Source organism: Paenibacillus sp. IHB B 3084, from assembly GCF_001447315.1.
Lineage (GTDB): Bacteria > Bacillota > Bacilli > Paenibacillales > Paenibacillaceae > Paenibacillus.
Genome location: NZ_CP013203.1, coordinates 1,370,292 through 1,391,688 on the forward strand (window position 1 = coordinate 1,370,292; position 21,397 = coordinate 1,391,688).

General features: G+C 46.2%; 24 protein-coding genes, 2 pseudogenes and 1 other annotated feature. Of the genes and pseudogenes, 13 read left to right on the forward strand and 13 right to left on the reverse strand.

The window, feature by feature from the left end; genetic code table 11:
- Positions 1-379 precede the first annotated feature (379 nt).
- Positions 380-826, forward strand: a complete 447-nt coding sequence (locus tag ASL14_RS06455; protein ID WP_189338237.1) for an AbrB/MazE/SpoVT family DNA-binding domain-containing protein — start codon at positions 380-382, stop codon at positions 824-826.
- Positions 827-982: 156 nt separating this feature from the next.
- On the opposite strand, the gene ASL14_RS27270 is transcribed toward ASL14_RS06455, so the two are convergent.
- Entirely contained in the window at positions 983-1,153 is a 171-nt protein-coding gene (locus tag ASL14_RS27270) for a hypothetical protein (RefSeq protein ID WP_187644947.1), read from the reverse strand.
- 98 nt (positions 1,154-1,251) lie between these two features.
- On the opposite strand from ASL14_RS27270, the gene ASL14_RS06460 reads away from it, so the two are divergent.
- A complete protein-coding gene (locus tag ASL14_RS06460) occupies positions 1,252-1,515 on the forward strand; it encodes a hypothetical protein (RefSeq protein ID WP_134910934.1) in 264 nt (87 codons plus the stop codon).
- Positions 1,516-1,624: 109 nt separating this feature from the next.
- Here the strand turns inward: ASL14_RS06460 and ASL14_RS06465 are convergent, their stop codons facing one another.
- Positions 1,625-2,143 carry a hypothetical protein gene (locus ASL14_RS06465; RefSeq protein ID WP_134910936.1) on the reverse strand — a complete coding sequence of 173 codons (519 nt, stop codon included), beginning with the start codon at positions 2,141-2,143 and terminating at the stop codon, positions 1,625-1,627.
- 191 nt (positions 2,144-2,334) lie between these two features.
- Here ASL14_RS06465 and ASL14_RS06470 point away from each other — a divergent pair, with 191 nt between their 5' ends.
- Positions 2,335-3,270 carry a magnesium and cobalt transport protein CorA gene (locus ASL14_RS06470; protein WP_134910937.1) on the forward strand — a complete coding sequence of 312 codons (936 nt, stop codon included), beginning with the start codon at positions 2,335-2,337 and terminating at the stop codon, positions 3,268-3,270.
- A 75-nt stretch (positions 3,271-3,345) separates the two neighbouring features.
- Complete coding sequence (locus ASL14_RS06475) at positions 3,346-3,582, forward strand: NHLP leader peptide family RiPP precursor (protein ID WP_134910939.1); 237 nt, start codon at positions 3,346-3,348, stop codon at positions 3,580-3,582.
- Between the two features lie 98 nt (positions 3,583-3,680).
- On the opposite strand, the pseudogene ASL14_RS29240 reads toward ASL14_RS06475, so the two are convergent.
- A pseudogene (locus ASL14_RS29240) lies at positions 3,681-5,568 on the reverse strand (ATP-binding protein).
- A gap of 132 nt (positions 5,569-5,700) precedes the next feature.
- Entirely contained in the window at positions 5,701-5,988 is a 288-nt protein-coding gene (locus tag ASL14_RS06485; protein WP_134910941.1) for a hypothetical protein, read from the reverse strand.
- Between the two features lie 187 nt (positions 5,989-6,175).
- Here ASL14_RS06485 and ASL14_RS06490 point away from each other — a divergent pair, with 187 nt between their 5' ends.
- Positions 6,176-6,436, forward strand: coding sequence for a hypothetical protein (locus tag ASL14_RS06490; RefSeq protein WP_134910942.1), 261 nt, complete (start codon positions 6,176-6,178; stop codon positions 6,434-6,436).
- Between the two features lie 35 nt (positions 6,437-6,471).
- The gene (locus ASL14_RS06495; RefSeq protein WP_134910943.1) at positions 6,472-6,657 is read left to right on the forward strand and encodes a hypothetical protein; all 186 of its coding nucleotides are present in this window, start codon (positions 6,472-6,474) and stop codon (positions 6,655-6,657) included.
- Positions 6,658-6,753: 96 nt separating this feature from the next.
- Here ASL14_RS06495 and ASL14_RS06500 read toward each other — a convergent pair whose 3' ends face one another.
- The 3 genes from ASL14_RS06500 to ASL14_RS06510 are packed head-to-tail and all read right to left on the reverse strand — an operon-like array spanning position 6,754 to position 9,010.
- Positions 6,754-7,425 (reverse strand): GNAT family N-acetyltransferase, encoded by a 672-nt coding sequence (locus tag ASL14_RS06500; RefSeq protein ID WP_134910944.1) that lies wholly within the window; start codon positions 7,423-7,425, stop codon positions 6,754-6,756.
- 36 nt (positions 7,426-7,461) lie between these two features.
- A complete protein-coding gene (locus tag ASL14_RS06505) occupies positions 7,462-8,133 on the reverse strand; it encodes a GNAT family N-acetyltransferase (protein ID WP_134910945.1) in 672 nt (223 codons plus the stop codon).
- A gap of 16 nt (positions 8,134-8,149) precedes the next feature.
- A complete protein-coding gene (locus ASL14_RS06510) occupies positions 8,150-9,010 on the reverse strand; it encodes a carbon-nitrogen hydrolase family protein (RefSeq protein ID WP_134910946.1) in 861 nt (286 codons plus the stop codon).
- A 161-nt stretch (positions 9,011-9,171) separates the two neighbouring features.
- Positions 9,172-9,444, forward strand: a binding site (T-box leader).
- A gap of 86 nt (positions 9,445-9,530) precedes the next feature.
- Between ASL14_RS06510 and ASL14_RS06515 the strand changes: the two genes are divergently transcribed.
- Both ASL14_RS06515 and ASL14_RS06520 read left to right on the forward strand, forming a co-directional pair.
- Complete coding sequence (locus ASL14_RS06515) at positions 9,531-10,616, forward strand: bifunctional 3-deoxy-7-phosphoheptulonate synthase/chorismate mutase (RefSeq protein ID WP_134910947.1); 1,086 nt, start codon at positions 9,531-9,533, stop codon at positions 10,614-10,616.
- A gap of 213 nt (positions 10,617-10,829) precedes the next feature.
- Entirely contained in the window at positions 10,830-12,455 is a 1,626-nt protein-coding gene (locus ASL14_RS06520) for a DUF1593 domain-containing protein (RefSeq protein ID WP_134910948.1), read from the forward strand.
- Positions 12,456-12,542: 87 nt separating this feature from the next.
- Here ASL14_RS06520 and ASL14_RS06525 read toward each other — a convergent pair whose 3' ends face one another.
- Positions 12,543-13,388: a TrmB family transcriptional regulator gene (locus ASL14_RS06525; protein WP_134910949.1), complete on the reverse strand. Its 846-nt coding sequence runs from the start codon at positions 13,386-13,388 to the stop codon at positions 12,543-12,545.
- Between the two features lie 160 nt (positions 13,389-13,548).
- Between ASL14_RS06525 and ASL14_RS06530 the strand changes: the two genes are divergently transcribed.
- Both ASL14_RS06530 and ASL14_RS29495 read left to right on the forward strand, forming a co-directional pair.
- Positions 13,549-14,451 (forward strand): DMT family transporter, encoded by a 903-nt coding sequence (locus tag ASL14_RS06530; protein WP_134910950.1) that lies wholly within the window; start codon positions 13,549-13,551, stop codon positions 14,449-14,451.
- 161 nt (positions 14,452-14,612) lie between these two features.
- Entirely contained in the window at positions 14,613-14,849 is a 237-nt protein-coding gene (locus ASL14_RS29495) for a TetR/AcrR family transcriptional regulator (RefSeq protein WP_134910951.1), read from the forward strand.
- Between the two features lie 140 nt (positions 14,850-14,989).
- On the opposite strand, the gene ASL14_RS06540 is transcribed toward ASL14_RS29495, so the two are convergent.
- Positions 14,990-15,199: an aspartyl-phosphate phosphatase Spo0E family protein gene (locus ASL14_RS06540; protein WP_134910952.1), complete on the reverse strand. Its 210-nt coding sequence runs from the start codon at positions 15,197-15,199 to the stop codon at positions 14,990-14,992.
- 166 nt (positions 15,200-15,365) lie between these two features.
- Complete coding sequence (locus ASL14_RS06545) at positions 15,366-16,598, reverse strand: MFS transporter (RefSeq protein WP_134910953.1); 1,233 nt, start codon at positions 16,596-16,598, stop codon at positions 15,366-15,368.
- 131 nt (positions 16,599-16,729) lie between these two features.
- Here ASL14_RS06545 and ASL14_RS06550 point away from each other — a divergent pair, with 131 nt between their 5' ends.
- A complete protein-coding gene (locus ASL14_RS06550; RefSeq protein ID WP_025685196.1) occupies positions 16,730-16,987 on the forward strand; it encodes a YqkE family protein in 258 nt (85 codons plus the stop codon).
- A gap of 44 nt (positions 16,988-17,031) precedes the next feature.
- On the opposite strand, the gene ASL14_RS27275 is transcribed toward ASL14_RS06550, so the two are convergent.
- A complete protein-coding gene (locus ASL14_RS27275; RefSeq protein ID WP_170970780.1) occupies positions 17,032-17,202 on the reverse strand; it encodes a hypothetical protein in 171 nt (56 codons plus the stop codon).
- A gap of 116 nt (positions 17,203-17,318) precedes the next feature.
- Between ASL14_RS27275 and ASL14_RS06555 the strand changes: the two genes are divergently transcribed.
- Entirely contained in the window at positions 17,319-17,996 is a 678-nt protein-coding gene (locus ASL14_RS06555) for a peptidylprolyl isomerase (RefSeq protein WP_134910954.1), read from the forward strand.
- A gap of 243 nt (positions 17,997-18,239) precedes the next feature.
- On the opposite strand, the pseudogene ASL14_RS28790 reads toward ASL14_RS06555, so the two are convergent.
- A pseudogene (locus ASL14_RS28790) lies at positions 18,240-18,910 on the reverse strand (MgtC/SapB family protein).
- A gap of 55 nt (positions 18,911-18,965) precedes the next feature.
- On the reverse strand, positions 18,966-20,399 hold the full coding sequence (locus tag ASL14_RS06565) for an N-acyl-D-glucosamine 2-epimerase (RefSeq protein ID WP_134910955.1): 1,434 nt from the start codon (positions 20,397-20,399) through the stop codon (positions 18,966-18,968).
- Between the two features lie 191 nt (positions 20,400-20,590).
- On the opposite strand from ASL14_RS06565, the gene ASL14_RS06570 reads away from it, so the two are divergent.
- On the forward strand, positions 20,591-21,379 hold the full coding sequence (locus tag ASL14_RS06570) for an SDR family oxidoreductase (RefSeq protein ID WP_134910956.1): 789 nt from the start codon (positions 20,591-20,593) through the stop codon (positions 21,377-21,379).
- Positions 21,380-21,397 lie beyond the last annotated feature (18 nt).

Genomic DNA, 21,397 nt, shown 5'->3' on the forward strand with positions numbered 1-21,397 from the left:
AATACTATTATTTTATTGCTTTTTATCTTTTTAATAGGAGAGTATTGGATGATGGCCGTAAAAATGACAAGGAATTTAGAAACTTTTGGTAGACTCGTAATTCCCAAAGCAATACTCATAACCTGTGATATTAGTTCAAATGACGCTGTAGAATTTTTCACAGATGAAGAAAAAGGTATCCTATCCCTAAAAAAATACATTGGGCAGTCTTGTAAGTTTTGTCAATCTACCGAGGGATTAAGTTACTTTAAGGGCTCCCTTATATGTACAAGCTGTAGATATATGCTTAAGAGTCATCCAAAGCCCGTGTAAGTCAGCTCATACCAAAAATGTTCGATCAGGCAGGTGACCTGTTAAGAAAATAAAAGGAGAAGATCACTTGAAAAATACAGGTATGACACGTCCCTTGGATACGTTAGGCCGGATTGTTGTTCCTAAAGAAATGCGGGCCTCTATGGGTATTAAGGCTGGCGATCCTTTAGAATTTTATTTAGATGTTGAAACAGGATTTTTGAGTATGCGGAAGTATATTGGAGTCTCCTGCAACTTGTGCAGTTCGGTTAAGGATTTAACCTATTTCAGGGATTCATTTTTATGTAAAAAATGCATACTCGACCTGAAAGGAAACATAGGTGTGAGTCAAATTCCTGCTCCTGCTGTTAAGGAACCGTACAAAGAAAAAAGAGCAAATCGGTCGTCTTCAAAAAAATTGGCTGCACAACTAAGAAGACTCATGAGTGAGCATCCAACAGCCAAGCAAGGCGACTATGCTGAATGGCTTGGCGTATCCCAAGGCCGTATTTCCCAGCTTAAAAAGCTGTTATAGGTGCCGCTCAGCTCATACTCACGCGCAACTAAATAACCAGTCGCTGATTGATTACAGGGCGACTGGTTATTTAAACTTGCTAAATGTTCTGGTCCTTATCAGACATACGGGGCAGTCCTCATACCTGGATCGGCTTAGAATTTTGTTAACAATGGTCTACTTCTTCTTTTTTTCATTTTTTGAAAGAAGTATAAAGAATATCACAATTAAAATAATCCCAGCTAAACTGTAAATAATATTGATATTTTCATTTTTAAACTGAGTAAAAATGAGTCCAACAATAGCAATAAGCAACACAATAAGCGAAAATAACATTTTCATGTTCATTTTTACATAACCTCCATAAATTTTGAACTGGGAAGACATTTGTAACGGATGGGGAAAATATTTATACTCCTCAAGGGGTTGTAGGTTGTATTGCTGAAGTGGGCTTAGCTATTGCCGAAAATGCTTTTGCCTTTGCTAAAATTGCTAAAATCAAAGATGTGATTAAAGCAGGGGGGGGAATTACCAAGTTTATTGGGAATTTAGTCCCAGCATTTAAAATGGCTCGAGAAGATGGCTATACTGTAACTCGCGCACTAACTTTTGCCATAACATACTCAGCTAAAGATGCCGGTCCTGAACTTATTAGTGCTGCAGTAGGCTTTTTCAGTATCGGGCAAATATACTCAGCTTGTTTTGAATAGATTATTCTTCAAACACCCTTTATGGGTGTTTTTTTATTGACGGATTGTCAAACCAAGTGCGACAATCCGTCTTTCTTTGAAAGAAGTAAAACGGCATCTCTTTTTTAGTCTAATGTTCGTCAGCCGAGGATGAGGATGTCCCTCCCCCCTGCTCCTGCTTCAATTGCGCTTCATGCGGTGCTCCAGACTTTCGGTCGAATGTAATCGGCCCTTTGCGATTAACCAGCCGTTTCAGATCCACGGTCATTTCATTTTTCAGCTTATCAATTAGTTGCTCCTCTTTGATGCCCTTGCTTTTGGCGATATCGACCAACGATTTTCCTTGTCCCAGCTCATTCTCTAGCCGGGCAGGAGTGATACCCAGAAGCTTGGCGACCTTCTCATTCAAATGGTGGTTCCAGCCGCCAGGTCCTCTGCCGTGTCCATGTCTGTGAACATGCCCATGTTCATGACGGCCCTGTGGCTCAGCATTCCGCTGTGAGGCTTCTCCTTGACTTGAAGCGTTGGGAACGGGAGCTTGCAGCTGGTTACCCGGTTCAGCACCGGAAGCTCCGGCGACACCCGCAGTCCCATACATCATCACTCCTCCATATAGGATAGCAGCGGTCAATTTCCATTGGTTTTTCATGATGCAGACCCTTCTTTCATTCTTTTTCATTCTATATTTTCTCTTTTTGCTTTTTTTATTCATCCTACATATTTTTGCAAAATCCTTAATGTAAAAATAACAAAATGTTGAAAATTGCAATCTGTTTTATAATGGCGGGTAACAACTAGATATCGCTATAAAATTATCTATAAGAGATGCAGGTGATAGCGATGGAATGGTATTTTGCATACAAAGATGAATTGGAAAAAGTTTTTCGTCAAGCGGAAGAACGGACAGCCGCGTTTCCTGCTCCATTTCAGAGTCAGGGCTTGGACTATCTGGCCCGTTTTAATCCGTTACGGGAAGACAGCACGCGTAACTACATATGCTATTTGCTTCCGTTCTGGCTGCAGGAACTCACCGGGCTGGCTCCCGAAATTTGCCGTAAGCTGTCACTCGGCAACGTGTTCGTCATGGCTCATTATTTGATTCAGGACGATGTGATGGATACAGCAGCAGACAACCGAAAAATGCAACTCGCTTTAAGCCAATTGTTCTATACCGAATGTTTGGACGTATACCGGGACCTTTTTCCCGCGTCCTCTCCTTTTTGGACGTATGCCCGAACGTATATCGGTGAATGGGCTGTTAGTGTGACATCTGAAGGAACAAAGGACTTTTTTCAGGGGGAACGACATCTGGTGGCGCTGAAAGCCAGTCCGTTAAAAATGGCTGGGACGGGTGCTTTGCTGCTCGCAGGACGGTCCGACCTGATCCAGATCATTACGGACATGACAGATACAGCGCTGATTGTACTTCAAATGTCGGATGACTGGGCCGACTGGTCGGAGGACTTGGAGGAAAACAGCTACAACTGCCTTTTGTCTCATATCAGCGCCGAGCAGAAGACCGCTTATCGAGAAGGTCTTGGACCGGAACAGATTCGGGAGGCGATTTATGTACGCGGCGCGCTTGCCAGTTACGTAAGTATTGCTGATCAAGCGGTGCAGCAGTTGGAAAATCTGGAGCCGGACATCCCCGGCCTGCGTATGTTCACACGTTCGATCGCAGAAGAGCTGGGCGAGGAAGCGGCGGAGATTGAAGCCGGACGTTCGCATTTGCGAAGAGGCGGTCTGGATTTTTGGCTCTCCAAAAATATGAAATAATGCTAGATTTTGATGAGACTTTCGTGGTATACTGACTAGGTAAATATAACCAATTGAATGAGAGGGTGATTTTTGATGGCTACTGAAGTTCTTCAAACACAAGTCATTCAAAAAGCGTGGGAGGATGCCAGTTTCAGAGAAAAACTGATGACCGATCCCAAATCAGCAATTCGTGATGTGTTAGGAGTCGTGATCCCCGATCATATCCAAATCAAAACGTTAGAGGAAACAGCCGATCAGTTTTATCTGGTCATTCCTCCAGACCCTTCCGGCGTGCTCGCTTCATCCCAGAAACCACGCTCCATGTGGTAAATTGGTTTTTGTAGCAAACTTGTTTTATATTCCTTAAACACCATGCGGGTGGGTTCAGCAAACTTCCTTCCGTTTTCCCTAGCACAAAAAGCCGGATATTATCCGGCTACGGGGAAGCGGATGGTCGCTTCTGTTCCCACCCCTTTTGCACTTGTAAAGGATATTTTGCCGTTCATTGTCTCAATAATCCGAAAGGTTACCATCATGCCCAAACCTGTGCCTTTGGTCTTATTGGAAAAGTAAGGCTCACCCAGTCTCGATAAAGTCTGGGCGTCCATTCCTTCGCCATTATCCCGAATATGAATAACAGCTTCTCCGTTCTCTACATAAGCCCATATATGAATATGCCCTTGATCTCGCAGCGCTTCAATACTGTTTTTAATAATATTGATGAACGCCTGCTTGAACTTGGAGGAATTCCCGCGCACTTTGATTTCCTGGGGAATATCCAAAGAAATTTTGCCACCTTGCAAGTTAGCCATCGGACTAATGATTCCTTCAATATGTTTAAACTCATCCAGGATAGATAACGTTTTGGTTTGCTCAAATTCAGGCTTGGCAAATGTCAGAAAATCGGTAATAATCGCGGAAGCCCGATCCAGCTCCTCCAGTGCGATATGCAGATATTCTTTGTTCTTACCATCCTCCTGCTTGCTCATTAACTGGAGAAATCCACGGGTAACCTGAAGCGGATTGCGTACCTCATGAGCCACAGATGCAGCCAGATCGCTAATAATCTCCATTTTCTCCGAACGCTGAAGCTCATTATTGAACATCTCCAGCTCTCTGGAATAGCGAACAACCTGCTTATGCTTCTCTGCCAGCCTTCTGCCCAAAATTGCTATCAGCGCCAGCACAAAGCCGAACACGCCCCATTTCCACAGAAACATATTGTAGTGTCCGTCCCTGAGGAAGAACCAGGTCAGTTCACCAATGGAAATGACTGCGAAAAAAGCAAAGCCTATCGATAAAATGATCGCTTCATGATCCCCTTTGATCGCCATACGAACCGAAGCAAACACCAGCAGTACGAGTAAAGCCACGAGCAATACGCTCAGCACGGATACACTGAAAAATAATATACGTCGTTTAAACGTTCCTGTGCTCCCAAATTGACAATCATCATCGTAAAGCAGAACAAAGAGTAAAATGTCAGCACTTTTCTAAATTTGCGAATCAGTATGATTGAACTTATGTTTTGCTCAAAAAGTAGGCTAGTGAAGGAAGGAGAATAAACATTCCTACATCAAAAAGCTGTAAATAGAGCTTGCCGTAGCTGCGATAGAACGTATACAGGAAAGGTGAATACGTCACGATCATCAAACCAATAGACAGCACAATTGCGCTTAGGGACAGCCACATTGCCATGCTCGGACGGAACAGAAAAAATGAGCAAATCAGCAGCACCAGAGCTATAAATATAAAGGTACTGCCCAGTACGATATCCAGAACATCCATTCTGACCAAGGTCCCCAGCAACTCACGATAATCACCAGTCATCACATTTCCGATAATGCCCAGTCTGTTCTTGCTGCTTTCCGTCCATATGTATAATGTTTTACCGCCGTCTTCCGGTCTAAGCGGGATCAGAATACGATTGTTTTCATAATTGTACCCGCGATAGGACTCGTAAAAATTGATGCCGTCCTTATACAGCGTAATATGTCTGCCATAAATATTTTCAAAAAGCACCGCCGGCGTTTCATCAATCAGCGATGGCAGCCGAATACGAATCCAGGCAGAGCCGGTGTTCGCGGGTTGCTTGGGCAACTCTGATTCATCATTAATATGCATCCAAACTTTGCTTGGGTCCCGCACCTCATCGAGTGATCCATCCTCCCCTTCCACTCCCCATCTCATATCCCAAGAAGGTATCCGGTGTTTCATTTCCGGGGTCGTTTTAGCCGCATAGGCGGGTAGGCCTATCGACAACAGTATTACAATGACCGCCAGCAGAGCGGCGACAGCTTTGGGCACAAGCCTCATGTTAAGCACCTCAAAGTTACATAGTAGGATTACAAGCTTGTATACGTTTTATCATTTTTCAACGTCCTGAAATAATATTATTCTATACGATGATGTTCATACCTTCTTCATAAGAAGGGTATCATGTTCTTTTTACTCATTTTTTGTCAAATCTTCATATTGATTTATGATCATGTCCTGTTCACGTGGCTCCATCTGTTCTCTGAGGCCAATCCATGGTTCGCACTCTTCATCCTCATATATCGTCCAAATATCCGAAAATAAATAATCGCGTATTTCTACCACTTTTCCAGACTGACTGCCACCTGACCAGTATAAGCCTTCCGGACGTCGGATCAGGATACGGGAAAATCCCGGGGTAGATGCCTTTTGTCCTACTCGGATACGGCTAATCATCGGACTAAACATATACCATTCCAATTCCTATCCCTCCATATCCTCTTTATCATATCACAGCAGTTACCGAAAAAAACGTTCATTAGGAATGGCAACATTCCGATTTCGCATGATTTCAACCTCGTACAGACACACTAACCCCAGGTTTAGTCGTTCTGCCTTTTGGGTAAGGTCGGAATAAGCAATCAACGAACAAAGGAGCTGAAGCACGATGGCAAAAAGAGATCATAGAAACGATGAGCTTCATGACAACGATTTTGAGCCCTCCCTGCAAAATGCAGAAACGAACTGGGAAAACCTGACCGAAGGACCGGATACTCCACTGGAAAACGTTCCAGATGCCGATGATGTATCCCCGGACAGCCCTGTTGACCCTTCCGCTCCGGCGGAATTTATACATGGCACGGATTTACTGAATGGTACCGATGGGGATGACGAGGACGAGCGGTTATCGAGCCTTCCAAAAGGGTAATGAAGTATATAACCGAAAGGAGTTGACGTGTTCATATGTATAAAGATCCTATGTCTCAGGCGGATATGGCGTATAAACGTTACAAAGCCTTGAATCCTGTGGAAGAGGACGACCGCAGGTCTGCGGACAAGTCAAATACAGATGATACCGAGCAACATCTTGTCGAAGACATTCCGCGAGGCGTCGCATCGGCAAAGCCCGTGCCCAAGGACCAAGCATGATCAGGGAACAAATATGGGAATGCAAAAAGGGTGCCTTCGCAAGCCACGCAGATGATGAATGGCTGGCTTGGAGTACCCTTTTTGTATGTGTATTTGTTACAAAGGCAGCAGCGCTACGGTTAATTGGGCTTCCAATCCCTCGACCATTTTATTCCATGTCGCAGGCTTGTTCGACAACACCGTGTAATAGCAGCGCAGGAAGGCAGCCACTAACGCTGCGCTCACCTCGTTTACGCTGTCATCCTCAGGCATATAGCCCAGATTCAGCCCTTCTACCGCGACACCATCGTTATTCCAGGATGGATGTACATAGTCCAGATCCAGTCGCTTGTAGCCCAGATGGGATAGCACCTCACGCCGCACATACGGGTCCATCGGCTTGACGCCGCCAAAGGTATGATCATTTCCACGGTAAGGATCGTAAATTTCCGCAAACATCCCCTGCAACTGCTGTCCGCTGGCCTGAGCAAGCGAATGCAAATCAGCTTGACGATGCTTCCAAAGAAAACGGCCAATACCGAGTCCCGGCTGTCCAATGATCGTAAAGTCCGTCATGGCGACATTAAAATCCTCATAGTAGCGATATTCGGTTGCACCGACCACTCTATGGTCCTGTACGGCGACAAAAACACGGATGCCCGGGTCTTCCAACGGTTCTTTCCACAAGCTGTACTCCAGCACTTCCTCCGGTGGGAATACCTCCTGCATCAACTGATGCATGCTCGCAAACAGCGGGTCTTCAATATGAGTAATGCGATGATATTCCATATGGCATACTCCTTTTTTATTTTGAGATGTAGTGATTTAGTGATCGGTATGAAAAGGATTTCTCCATTCCATCAAGGCCGCATAATTACGCGATTGTTCATCATCCAGATAATCGGGCATGATGCCAACAGGCACCCGTCCGCAACGAAGCAGGAACGTTAACACCGGGTCCTTGAGCTCGCCGGATACCACGGCATCTACATACGCTTCGGCGCTTAACTGCTCTGCATGATGCTGATAACCGGGCATACGTCCCGCGCCCAGCAAACGATCCAATCCGCGCTCGATGACGAGATGGTATAAGGAAAAAATAAGCCATTTGCCCAGACCCAGTCGACGATATGCGGGACGGACAGCCAGATCAATGACATACAGTGCCTTACCGTCCTCACGGTGGGTACGGATGTAACCGTCATCTGCGACTTCCTCCCACGTATGTTGGGGATGCTCGGGGTTGTAGTGCATCAGCAGGCTGGTCACCGAGCCGGCCAGTTCCCCCTCGATTTCAACACACAGCGCTCCTTCTGCAAAATGCTCAACCTGACTGGCAATCTGCTCCCGACTCCACAACAGCTCCTGCGGATAGGGGGGCGGAAAGCTCTCCTGCTGAATACACAGCAGCCCCTCATAATCGGCTATCGAATAATTACGGATGACCGCCCGCAGCGGACGATCCCCGTCAAAGACAAACCATTCTTTGCGATACATGACGCCCTTCCTTTCGTTAGCTCCAGTCTGTGTACAAATCTGTACGGCGGTCACGCCATGTGGTCACTGAGCCGCGCTCGCGTACATCATACAATAGCTGCAAATCAAGATCCGCGGTGACGATCATATCGTTGTTCAGCTCACCTTCTACCATAATGCCGCGTGGCGGAAATGGAATATCATTCGGTGTAATGACTGCCGCCTGTCCATAGTTGGCCCGCATAAAATCAACCGTAGGCAAAGCGCCTACCGTGCCTGTCAAAACTACATACACCTGATTTTCAACCGCTCTGGCGTGGCTTGTATACCGTACCCGGTAAAAACCGTGGCGATCATCCGTACAGGATGGACAGAAAATGATATCTGCTCCCTTCGCCTTCGCCATGCGTACGATTTCGGGAAATTCAATATCATAGCAGGTCAGCATTGCTATTTTCCCCTTGGACGTCTCAAACACATTTAGCCCCTCACCGGGAGCCATATTCCATTCATGCACCTCAGTCGGTGTGATGTGAATTTTGTCCTGTGTGACTACGCCTCCGTCCGGGTAAAACAAGTGCGCCGTATTATATAAACGTTCGTTTCGTTGCACCACATGGGTACCGCCGATGATATGCATCCCGGTCCGGCGGGCGAATGAAGTAAATAATTCAAGGTAACGATCTGTAAAATCCGGCAGATCGTTAATGGTCAGGGCCTTGCCTTGACTGTCACCAATGGACATGAGCTGGGTGGTAAAAAACTCGGGAAACAGAACAAATTCCGCACCAAATTCCTCGGCTGTTTTGATATAATGCTCCGATTGAAGGGCAAATTCTTCGAACGAATCAATCGTATGCAGATGGTATTGAACCGCCGACACTCTGATTTTGCTCATAATTCCTCCTTGTACATAACGTCTTTTAGATGGCAAGGGATTCCCGTTGCTGTTCACATTATAACCGATTCAAAACCGGGCGAGAACAGAACCTGACAAACAGGTCTTGCCTTCTGCACCTACTTTGTTTAAAATAAGGTCAACTCTTTTGAATCACATGAACAAAGACATGGACGGAGACAAGTAAACGTCTACCCGGATTTCCACAGAAAGGTACGAATTGCTGAGAGCGTACCGAAATCCCGCGTTGAAATTCACTCCCGAGTCGAGCCTTGAACCAGCATAAGGATTCATTTCTTATCTGCACTAGAGGTTTCCGGAAGCCCCCGTTACGGGCATCAAGCTCAGAAGGAGCTACTGTCGGCTGGAATGGCGTTGACGACTTGTATGTATACTTCTGTAATTAGGGTGGTACCACGGCATTCGTCCCTTGCGGCGAATGCCTTTTTGTGTTATTTTCTGAAAAAATATCTATCGATTGACAGAAAAAACAATTTTTATTCGGGAAAGGATGTTATTTATGTCGACAAATGAAAATTCTTTGGAGCTGCTGCGGGAACAGCTTGATGCTACCAACCTGCAATTGCTGGAGCTGCTGTCGCAGCGTGCTGAACTGGCCGGACAACTTGGTAAATTAAAAGAAGCTCAAGGGGTGCCTGATTTTGATCCGGTACGCGAGCAACAAATGCTGGACAAGCTGATCGCCGCTAACCGTGGACCTTTCGACGACGCTACGATCCGCCAGTTGTTCAAAAATATTTTCAAGGCTTCCCTGAACTATCAAAAAGAAGAACACAAAAAGCATCTGATCGTTAGCCGCAAAAATCAGCCGGATAGCACAGTCATCAAGGTTAAGGACACGCTCGTTGGTGGCAAAGCCTCCGTTATGGTCGCAGGTCCCTGCTCGGTGGAAAGCTACCAGCAAACTCGTGAAGTCGGTGAAGCTCTGAAAGAGGCGGGCGTTCCGATTCTTCGTGGTGGCGCGTTCAAGCCGCGTACGTCTCCGTATGATTTTCAGGGACTGGGCATTGAGGGTCTGCAAATTCTCAAACGCGTAGGCGATGAGCTGGGACTGGCTACAATCAGTGAAATCGTCGACCCAAGACATTTGGAGGAAGCGATCCAATACATCGATATCATTCAGATTGGTGCGCGTAACATGCATAACTTCGAGTTGCTCAAAGCTGCCGGCGAAACCAGAACTCCGATCCTGCTTAAACGCGGACTTGCAGCCACAATGGAAGAGTTCCTTCATGCTGCGGAATACATCGTTTCCCGTGGCAACACGCAAGTGATGCTGATCGAACGCGGTATTCGTACGTACGAAAAATGGACACGTAACACGCTGGACATTTCCGCCGTGCCGATTTTGAAAAAGGAAAGCCATCTGCCTGTTCTGGTCGACGTGACCCACTCCACAGGACGTAAGGACATCCTCGCCCCTTGTGCCAAGGCCGCACTTGCTGCCGGAGCAGACGGGATCATGGTGGAAGTCCATCCGAACCCGGCAGTCGCTTTGTCCGATGCCCAGCAACAGCTGAATATTCCTGAATTCCACAACTTCATGTCCGAAGTAAAAGAATCCGGTTTGTTCAAAGTGAAATAAATCGCTTTCATTTTCTCGGATTATGATGTAACATCTAATCAGGATTGTGACTGATAATGCAGGCAAAACCTAGATACATGTATGCTCAATTTCTTTTTGATGCATAATGTATTTAGGTTTTTTTATACCTAAAATTAGATATAAAACCATAATTGTGTTCACAGTCTTAATCCTAGAAAACATCATGTGAAAGTTCAGGAAGGGGAAAAGAAAATGAAAGAGAGAAAATGGTTAAACGTTTTTCTATTAGGTATGATATGTATTTTGGTCATCAGTGGTTGCAGTGGCGGAAAGGCTCCTGCTGTTGCAAAGGATGAAAAAGCTACTCCAGCCAAAGAACAAGTGGACAATAAAGTGGAAGCTAAAGCGACGAAGGCTAGAACCGTTATTACGACCGATGGAGAAGTCGATGATATGAATTCGGTTATTCGCTTCCTCCTCTATTCTAATGAAATGGACTTGTCCGGTATCGTACTGACCAGTTCCGTGTACCATTATGCAGGTGATGAAAAAGCAGGCATAAAGCCATTCAGATGGACTGGAACTCAATGGGTAACGGATATGATCGATGCTTATGGAGAGATTTACCCTAACCTAACTAAACAAGCCGAAGGATATCCAAAGCCTGAATATATTAAGAGCGTGACCAAGATAGGCAATATTTCATACAAAGGTGAGATGGACAAAGAAACAGAAGGATCTAATTTCCTTAAAAATCTCTTCCTGGATGATGACAAAAGAGATTTATATGTACAAACCTGGGGTGGCACAAATACGACAGCCAGAGCTTTAAAATCCATTGAGGACGAATACAAAAATACAGCTCAATGGGCTGATATCCAAAAAAAGGTAAGTGATAAGCTCCTTCTTTATATCATTTTGGATCAGGATGACAGCTACAATAAATACATCGCAAAAAATTGGCCCGACATCAGAATTATCAATGATCAATCTAACTTCTGGCATTTTGCATACGCTTGGAAAATGCACACGGAAGAAGTAAACAGCAAATTACACGGGGACTGGAATTTCAAGAATATCCAAAATGGTCACGGCAAATTGCTCGATATGTACGCTTTGATGGGCGATGGAAAGATGATTCCAGGTGAATTGGCTGAAGAACAAAGAGGCAGTGACGCTTATTTGAAGAAAAATCCACAATATGATAAATATGATTTTATCTCTGAAGGAGACTCTCCATCATTCTTTTATCTGATTGATAACGGTTTGCGGAGTATGGAAAACCCAACCTATGGTGGCTGGGGCGGTCGTTTCGGTGTGGTTAACGATAAATTATTTAGAAATACCGTGTTAGACTATGATGTGTATACGAAAAAATTTGAAGCAGAATATTCTCTGATGAGATGGTTTGATGATATTCAAAATGACTTTGCAGCTCGTGCAGATTGGGCTATTGCATCCGACTATAAAGATGCCAATCATAATCCAACTTTAAGCATTAAAGAAGGAGTAGATGTAGCAGCTAGTCCCGGAGAGAAAATAACACTGCATGGAGAAGGATCAGATCCGGACGGCGATCCATTAACCTATAAATGGTGGAGATATTTTGAAGCCGATACGTATGAAGATTCTAAAGTAAAACCCGCGGAAGTTAAACCTGAAATGCTGGGTAACATGCAGCTTGGACTTCATAGAGAAGTCGCCAAGGGTGAGAAAGTAAATACGATTGACTTGCAAGGCAGCGATACCAATGCAGTAAGTTTTACAGTTCCCGCCGATGCCAAGTCCGGAAATACGATTCATATCATCGCAGAAGTACAGGACAATGGAAAGCATCAGCTAAAACATTACCAACGTGTGATTGTAACTGTAAAATAAAGGACGGAACGTCCATTGAAAAAGGCTCATGGAATTAACACTCCATGGGCCTTTATTTATGCATTTTGGACCAGCGCATATTCGCGTTTAAGCCTTCTTTTCAGGTAAAGGGACATAATATCCTTTGCCATTCGGACCCATCGCGAATTTATTGCGAAGATGGATAAGATTAGGGCCAAATTTGGCTTCCAACTCTTCACGGAACTCATACATGATTTCCATAATATAAACATCATGAATAATCACTTCCGTGATCGGCATCACAAGCCCCGGATGCATCGTCCATGCAGCACGGCTGTCATTCCCGAGCGAAAGTATACCGGCTACAACCTCCCGGTCATCTACGCTCAGTACAATCCACCGTCCCCCAATTTCGGACGTAATTTCCTCACTCATATCATGGTGATAAATGGTGGCGAAATCAAATTTAAGATCTCCGTACGCTACAATGAAAATCTCAATGCCTTCCCGGGCGACTTGCTCTAGAGCAGCTCTGAACACCTCGGCATCCTCTTTCCAAATTTCCATTAAGATTCGGTGTTTGGCTCCCTTAATCCCTTCATTGATGCGACTTATAATGGCTTCATAACCCGATATATTCCAAATATTCTCTCTGTTTTGGGACGATGCTGTATACTGCTCCAATGTCTCTTGCGCTACATTAAAAATCTGCTCTGCTTTGCGTTTTCTCTGGGCAATCAATTCATGGGGCGGGAGTGGTACATATAGCGGTGTATTATCCTGACTGACCATAATGTCCCCACGGTTAACCATCCCTGATAAAACCTCATAAATTTTAGATCTTGGCACGCCGGAATTCAATGACACAGCGTATCCCGAAAGTGGAGAGCTTTCCAACAAGGTCACATAAGCTTTAGCTTCATATTCCGTAAAATTCAGATCCCGCAGAATTTCTAACACATTTGGTTTCATGATGCATTCTCCTCAAATTCATGTTCAACCTTACTATATCACTTCCCCTTGACAAAAACCGATATACGCACTATCTTTTTTATTAGTAGTCACCTAAGTAGCTACTCTAGTAACTACTAATATTTTATTTGATATGAGATCATGTCAGGGAGGATTTCACTTGAACAAAGTCATAGCTATCAGCAGCAACAGCAATCGCATCTACTACAGCGCTACGATTCTGGCTCTGCTGATTTGGAGCACATCGTTTATCGCCACAAAAGCAGCGTATACCACATTCCCCCCTCTTACGTTGGGACTATCCAGATTTATGATAGCCTCCGCCGTGTTGGGTATTGTTTTGCTTATAAGAAAGGAATTTGTCAAAATTAAGCCAAAGGACTTAGCTATGATTGCATTTAGCGGTGTTTTGGGAATCACTATCTATTTTTCAATGGAGAATATAGGGGTAAGCCTGACCACCGCTTCCAACGCAGCACTGATTGTCGCCTCCTATCCCGCGATTACATCGCTGCTTGAACTCATGATATATAAAGTGAAACTGTCCAAATATAAAATTATCGGCATTGCACTGGCTATGATCGGGGTATATTTTTTGACTTCGGTAGGCGGAAGCTCGAATGGAAAGAATGAACTGATCGGAAATTTAATATTGATTGGAACTGGTTTTGCGTGGGCATTTTATACTTTCATGACGCGCAAGGTCGTGGACAAATACCCGCCCGTGACTTTATCTTTTTATCAAACTATTGCAGGCAGCATCTTCTTTATACCTCTGGCACTCATTGAAAAAGATAGCTGGCAAGCTCCGACAACGGGATCGTTTATGTTGTTAATATATCTGGGCGTGTTCTGTTCCGTTATCGCATTTTTGCTTTACAATTACGGATTAATCAAGCTGTCACCGAGCAGCTCCGTTTCCTTAATGAACCTGGTACCCATATTCGGGGTATTATTCTCTGTTTTATTGTTGCAGGAAACCATTTCATGGCGACAAATCATTGGCGGTTTGGTCGTTATCCTAGGTGTCCTACTCAGTGCACAGCAACCAAGCAGCAAATAGCACAATAGTATTCATGCTCTTTGTTCATCTTCCGCTAGGGTTAAGAACATATATCCTTAAAACAAAAAGACGCGATTTACGCGCCTCTTATGAATATATCTTGTTGTCCTCTGACTCTTACAAGAGTCATAATATGCCCTTCCTTATGATTTTCAAGTTTCATGGTCTGTATTCAGCAGAAAACCTTTACTAAGATTACAGTAACCGATATTATCAATGAGGCGAAAATTAATCGTTCAACTTTTTACAAATATTATAAGGATAAATACGATTTGAGAGAGTTATTAGTAAAATCCACTTTAGAGGAGCTTTCTAATAACATAAAGCTAAATTTTTTCAAATTACAGTACAATAAAATTAATACCTATAGAAGTTCATTTGTCCAATATAATGGATAATATTACGAACGGTATGTATCGTGCTTTTTTGTGATTTTTGCAGGGGGGATCGTAAAGGAGGTAAAGGTAACGCTATTTCCGAATACTAAGACTTCAACTAAAATATATAACGATGTGCCACAATAAAAGGGCGAGCGACCTTACCATGTTTCTCGCCCAGGTCGGTTGCATTCATGCAGTCGGCTTTTTTCTTTCACATAGAAATGGCGGTTATATTGATTAATGAGCTTGTCCAGAATCATAGATTGTCTGAGCACGCTGGAGTGACTGAAGCCATGTTTTGCTTGCAAAACATAAAGCTTTTGTCGAGCTTTCTCCAACCGTTGTCGCAAAATGTCGTCCCTTATCATTATATAACCTCCTTTGTCGTATTCTTAGTTTAGAGGGTTATGAATAAGTTTACTAAAAGTAAAGGTTTGGGATAATTATCTATTATCAAACAAAAAGAGACCCGCTGAAAGAGCAGGTCTGCAATTAAATATGTTCATGCACATCGAACCGTTGTCTACAATACACCTATCCGGCAGGACGAACATCCCGATCCGTTGCGTTATTTGGGGCAGAGGCGTGGAAAACTCCCCTTCCCTTCACCCATAGCAACAACGCCGCAACCAGCAACATTCCACCGTTAAACACAAAGATCCAGCGGATCGGTATCCAGCTCCCAAGTAAGCCGCCAATGAGCGGCCCTGCCATCATCGCCAGTTGTGTCGCTGACTGATTCAAGCTAAAGGCTCGTCCGCGAAACTCCGGTTTGGTAACCTCCACAGTCATCGCATTAATAGCCGGAACGACAGACGCATAAAACAATCCGTAACCGAACCGAAGCGCACCAAAGCCGATAAAATTCGATACAAAAAATTGCAAAATATTGCCGATTCCCGAACCAATCAGCCCGATCAGCAGCACTTGTGCAAATCCAATCCTGCCACCAATCCGTCCCCAGCGGGGGGCCATCAGCACAGCCGCAATACCTACAGCTGAGAATACAATTCCGGAGCTTAAAGACGCTCGGCTACGGTCAATTCCCATTTCCAGAACATATACCGTAATCAGCGGCTCCAGGATCATGATGGAAAAGGTACTCAATCCAGCCAGTATGAGCAAAAAATACAACGGCCGATTAGCAATAGCTTCCTTGAGATCATCACGGACATGCGAGCGGGTACTGGTTCCCTTGAAGTTGTCCTCTCTAGCGGCAAAGGTCGCAATTAGCGCAGAGACCAGCACAAGCCCCGCAGAAAATAGAAAGGTATTTCGATTGCCGTAATAATGGCTTACCACTCCGCCAATCAACGGACCTATAATGCTGCCCGTCGCCCCGGAGGTTGCCATAATGCCGAGTGCATAACCCGTTTTATCCTCAGGCGAACCCGTTCCGACCAATGCGATGGCGGCAGGAATAAACCCGGAGAGCAGGCCCTGAAACAGCCGTACCCCTACGAACACATACGGATCAGTCACAAAGGCACATATCAAATACAATACCGCCAGACTAAAGCCTGAACGAATCAGCATCGGCTTCCGTCCATACTTATCTGCGAGCGAACCCCAAAACGGGGCAATCAGCGCACTGGCTAAAAAGGTAACCCCAAAGGCGATCCCAGCCCACAGCTCCAGATGATCGGTCACACCCATTTCCGTATTTAGAAAAATAGGTAAAAACGGAATAGATACGGAATAGGCCATGCTGCAAAAAAATACACCGATCCACAAAACGACCAGGTTTCGCTTCCAATATAGATGCATGATGCTACACGCCCCTTCTCCTCATTCCATTATTAACCTCTAAATTTGAAAAGTCCACAGCAAACCTCACTCTTCAGCCGTGGAACAACCATGCAGAAGCTGATATAATCGAATGGAATGGAGTTGATGACATGGCTAAAAAAAGAAATTCGTCTTCCCCTGCTCCTGCGGCTCAGGACAAACCTGCAACGTTAAAGGATCTGTTGAGTCAGGACGTGCTGAATAAGCTCAAGGCTCAGGCCAATGAAGCTCAGGCAGAGCAGGATAAACGTAAGGAAGACGAACGGCAGCGTGCCCTCGAAGCAAAAAAAGCAGAACAGAAGAAGCTGGACAACAACTTCGAGCATCTGCTGAATAACAGCAATCTGGACTGGCACAAATATAAATAAACCAAAACCATCCCGGTTTTGGCCTATCTCCACGCTTGATTATATTATAGCCAGTCACGGATGTGTTGTACCGAATATAGCACCCCTACCCAAACCGGCAGACTGAACGCCATACCCCATATGAGACCTTTAGCCAGCTTTTTGTCTACCTCCACCATGATTCTGCCCCTTTCCTTGGGAATAGCAGCAGTATGGGCCAAGAATACGGAATTCAAACCCGTATTTCCTTATCCCCACAAAAAAAGGTATGATAGAAAACGGAAAAGTGCTCTGCGCTGTCCCAAACTATAATTTAGGATTTTACACATCTAACCTTTCAGGAGGAATACAAATGATCCGAAAAACGATACGTCCCTGGTATATGCTGTGCCTGCTGGCTACCATGCTCGTGCTGGTTGCTGGATGCGGCACAAAAGCGACAGATGTTGAAGCCGCAAGCCGGACAAGCAGTACAACCCCTGCCGCGACTAAAGAAAAAAGCAAACCTGTTTCCCATCCTGTCGTCACGATTGTCATGAACGACGGTAAAAAGATTAAACTTGAGCTGTACCCGGAAGTAGCACCGAACACGGTTAACAATTTCATTTCCCTGGTGCAAAAGGGCGCTTACAACGGTACGATCTTCCATCGTGTCATCCCCGGCTTCATGATTCAGGGCGGTGACCCGCAGGGTAACGGTACAGGTGGCCCCGGTTACAGCATCAAAGGCGAGTTCAAGAGCAACGGTGTCAATAATACGCTCAAGCACACGCGCGGCGTACTATCCATGGCCCGCTCAGCGGATCTGGATTCAGCCGGATCGCAATTTTTCATCATGGTTGCCGATGCGGATTACCTTGACGGTCAATACGCTGCTTTCGGCAAAGTAACGTCTGGATTGGACGTGGTGGATGCCATCGTGAACTCCAAGCGTGACAGCAATGATAAACCGATCAAACCAGCTACGATGAAAAAAGTAACTGTGGACACGCTGGGTAAGAAATATCCTGCTCCAGTCAAAGTAAAGTAAGATCTTATCGGCCCTGTGCATATGCATGGGGTCGTTTTTCATGTTATACCATGTTATACAAAGATATTTATCTTGCTCCACAGTAATGTTTACTTGGTGCTGCCTCTGTGATGTAGTAAGAGTATATACACAAAAGGAAGCGTTTTCAATCATTATTTTTAAAGCTTTTTTACTGTTTCAAGGACCCGTCAACGTTCGACAAAAGAGGCACTGAAAGACATACTGTATGAACAGTACAGCCGTCTAATTGGATTTGGTCTCTACCGAACGAATACCCTCCATCTCTTGAAGCAACGACAACAGCTCCTCCGCTCCCTCTGACCGGGACAGCTTTAAAACCATATGAATAATCAACTGCTCGCCGTTATTGATGCGCTCGGCGTGAAAGCTGTGAATAGTCAGCTTCTTGTGCTCCAGCAGTTCTTTAATCCGATTCAGTACGCCCGGCTCATTTTCGACCTGGACAATCACTTGCCGCGTAGACGGAGTAGCAAGCTGATAAAAACGGCTATGGAGCAAGGACTGTGCTGTCAAAATAAAAAGGGTTACCCCTGCGCCAAGCCCGTACATACCAGCACCCACGGCAATACCAATCCCGGCGGTAGTCCAATTACCTGCGGCAGTGGTCAGACCTTTGATTCTATTTTTTTGTGTGAAAATCATCCCTGCGCCGATAAATCCGACTCCACTAATGACCTGTGCCGCTATTCTGGAAGGGTCCAGCGACAGGTTCGACCAAGCTGTTTGATCCTGAAAACCGTATTTGGATACTACCATCATGAGCGACGCGCCATACCGACAATGAAATGCGTGCGAATGCCCGCCTCCTTCATCCGACTTTTACGTTCATAGCCGATTAACGCGCCGCACAAGCCAGCGAACATAACGCGAATCAAATAATCCCAATCCCACATACTCTTGTTCACTCCACTACATTTTATTTCTTGAACAGATGTTATTACCCAAATTTTAAAGAACTTGCACTTCATGCTCCGGCAGATTGTGATGTGCCTTCCTTCCCTTGAGCAGCCATAGCTCCGGTGTATCCTGTACCCCTTCAAGTCTCAGGCTGAACGCCCTCGGCGGCAAATTACATATACGTAGCAGTAGACGGTTACCGTCTGCCGCTGCATCCACAAGCTCTAATGGCCTCAATGAATCGTTCCCGCCTGTGCGAATCAGATCACCCGTTGCACCAGTCGAACTCTCCCGGCTCCAGACACGCAGCTCATTCACAGACGGCGTGGCAATCCGCTTGCTGAAAGAAACGACCACCTCATCTGCAGTCGACCTATCCGCACGGAGCGGGATGGGCGGCTCATCGTACATATAGCCGCCCAGATGGTATTCGTAGGCGGTCCAGGTGTTATAACCGCCCTCCAGGGCGGTAGCCCCAAACCGCCGGGTCCATTCGCGGTCCCGAACCATACTCGCGAGTGAACCGATATCCGCCTGCACCCCGAGGGGCAGATTCGGATAAATGGCACGTACCGCCTGCGCTATGCGGGCGTAGCCGCCAATATAATGCGGCGGCAGGCGGCGGCGCATCCAGTCCGGCCAATGGGTCTGGAGCACATGCATATCCGGGGCTACGCACCCGATCATCGCTACCGCGTCCAGACCCTGCCATTCCCGTAGCTGGCCGGGGACATCACCGCGTCCGTTCACGGCCAGCGACCACGTCGCCACGCAGATGTCCGGCCGGACATCACGCACGCCGCCTACGCCATTCACCAGCTCGCCGATCAGCGCGTTCACGGCGTCCACGCGCAGATCGACCCACTGCGCGTACAGCTTCGGGACCTTCCGGTAGTAATTTCGCGCATGCTTGTCGCGGAATTCCGGAATGTCCTCGCCGCTGCGCTCGCGGAAGGCCCGCCGGGCATGCGGCCCGATATCCCCGTACACTCCACTGCGCAGCCCGTTCCATTCGGGGAAATAAGGCTCCGCCACCTCGAACCCGTCGAACGGAATGTCGGTGACCAGCCGGGCAGCGGCTTTCTTTTTCCACTCCACATACTCCTGTGCAAAATGCGAAAGCCGCTGAAACCCGTCATTCGGTTCGCGCAGCAGTTCCATGCGCCATCCCTTCCACTCTGGCGGCAACTGTGACACGCCAAAGGAACCATTGCCAAGCACCATCGCCCATACGGCGATTTCCCTGCGTTGAAAGGCGGCAACGAGCGCCCCATCTACTTCATTTTCACGCACAACAAAATAATGAACGGTCCGGTAGCCTGCAAGGGCGATTTCATCGGCTATACTGTCCCGCGAACGGTTCGCGTAATAGGAAAACAACGGATCTATTTGAATACTGGGGCCGCTCAACGCCCACGGCTTTATTTTTCCAGTCAGTGCTATAGATTCTGTTGGTTGTGTCCCGTCATTTCTGTTATAGCTCAATTGAATCCACCTCCGCACCCATCTTCTTCGCTATATACTCCTGCTGGTTCGCCTATGTTACCATACTTCGCAAATTCCGTGAAATGCAGACTTACAGACGGAAATGCAGCACATACTGTTTCACCATCATCAATCAGAGGTATTGGAATAACGAGTCAGGTTAGCTTATGAGCGGAGGAGGAGAATAGTCAATGGCAGAGCAGATGCAAGGAAAGATAGCGGTGGTCAGTGGTGGAGGTTCAGGCATCGGCAAGGCAGCCGCGATTCGGTTTGCAGAGCAAGGTGCCAAAGTGGTTATGCTGGATCGCACGCCCAAGCACGCAGAGGAAACGAAAGCAGCCATTGAACAGGCTGGCGGTGAAGCCCTTGTGCTGGAATGTGATATTCCCAAGCCGGAAATGATTCGGCAAGGCTTCGCTAAAGTCGTGGAAACATACGGAAAGCTGGATGTCGTGTTCGCCAACGCAGGGATTAACGGCACTATGGCTCCCATCGAAACGCTGGAGCCGGAGGATTGGGACCGCACGATGAACATCAATTTACGGGGCACCTTTGCCACTGTTAAATATGCCGTTCCTTACCTGAAAGAACGCGGCGGCAGCATTATCATTACCAGCTCTATCAACGGTAACCGGACCTTCTCGGGTATTGGGTTCTCCGCCTACGCCTCGTCCAAGGCGGCTCAGGTTGCTTTTATGAAAATGGCGGCGCTGGAGCTGGCACGTTACAAAATTCGGGTCAACGCCATCTGTCCGGGTGCCATCGACACTGAAATTGATGACAATACGTATCCATCAGAAGACTTGAAGAAGGTACAAATTCCAGTCGAATTTCCGAAGGGTGGAGAGCATCCGCTGGAGGGTGCTCCTGGTGAGCCAGACCTGGTCGCCAATCTGGTACTGTTTCTCGCTTCGGACGAATCGTCTCATGTATCAGGTACGGAAATTTATGTAGACGGGGCAGAATCTCTGCTGCGTTAAATATTTACACACTCGAAG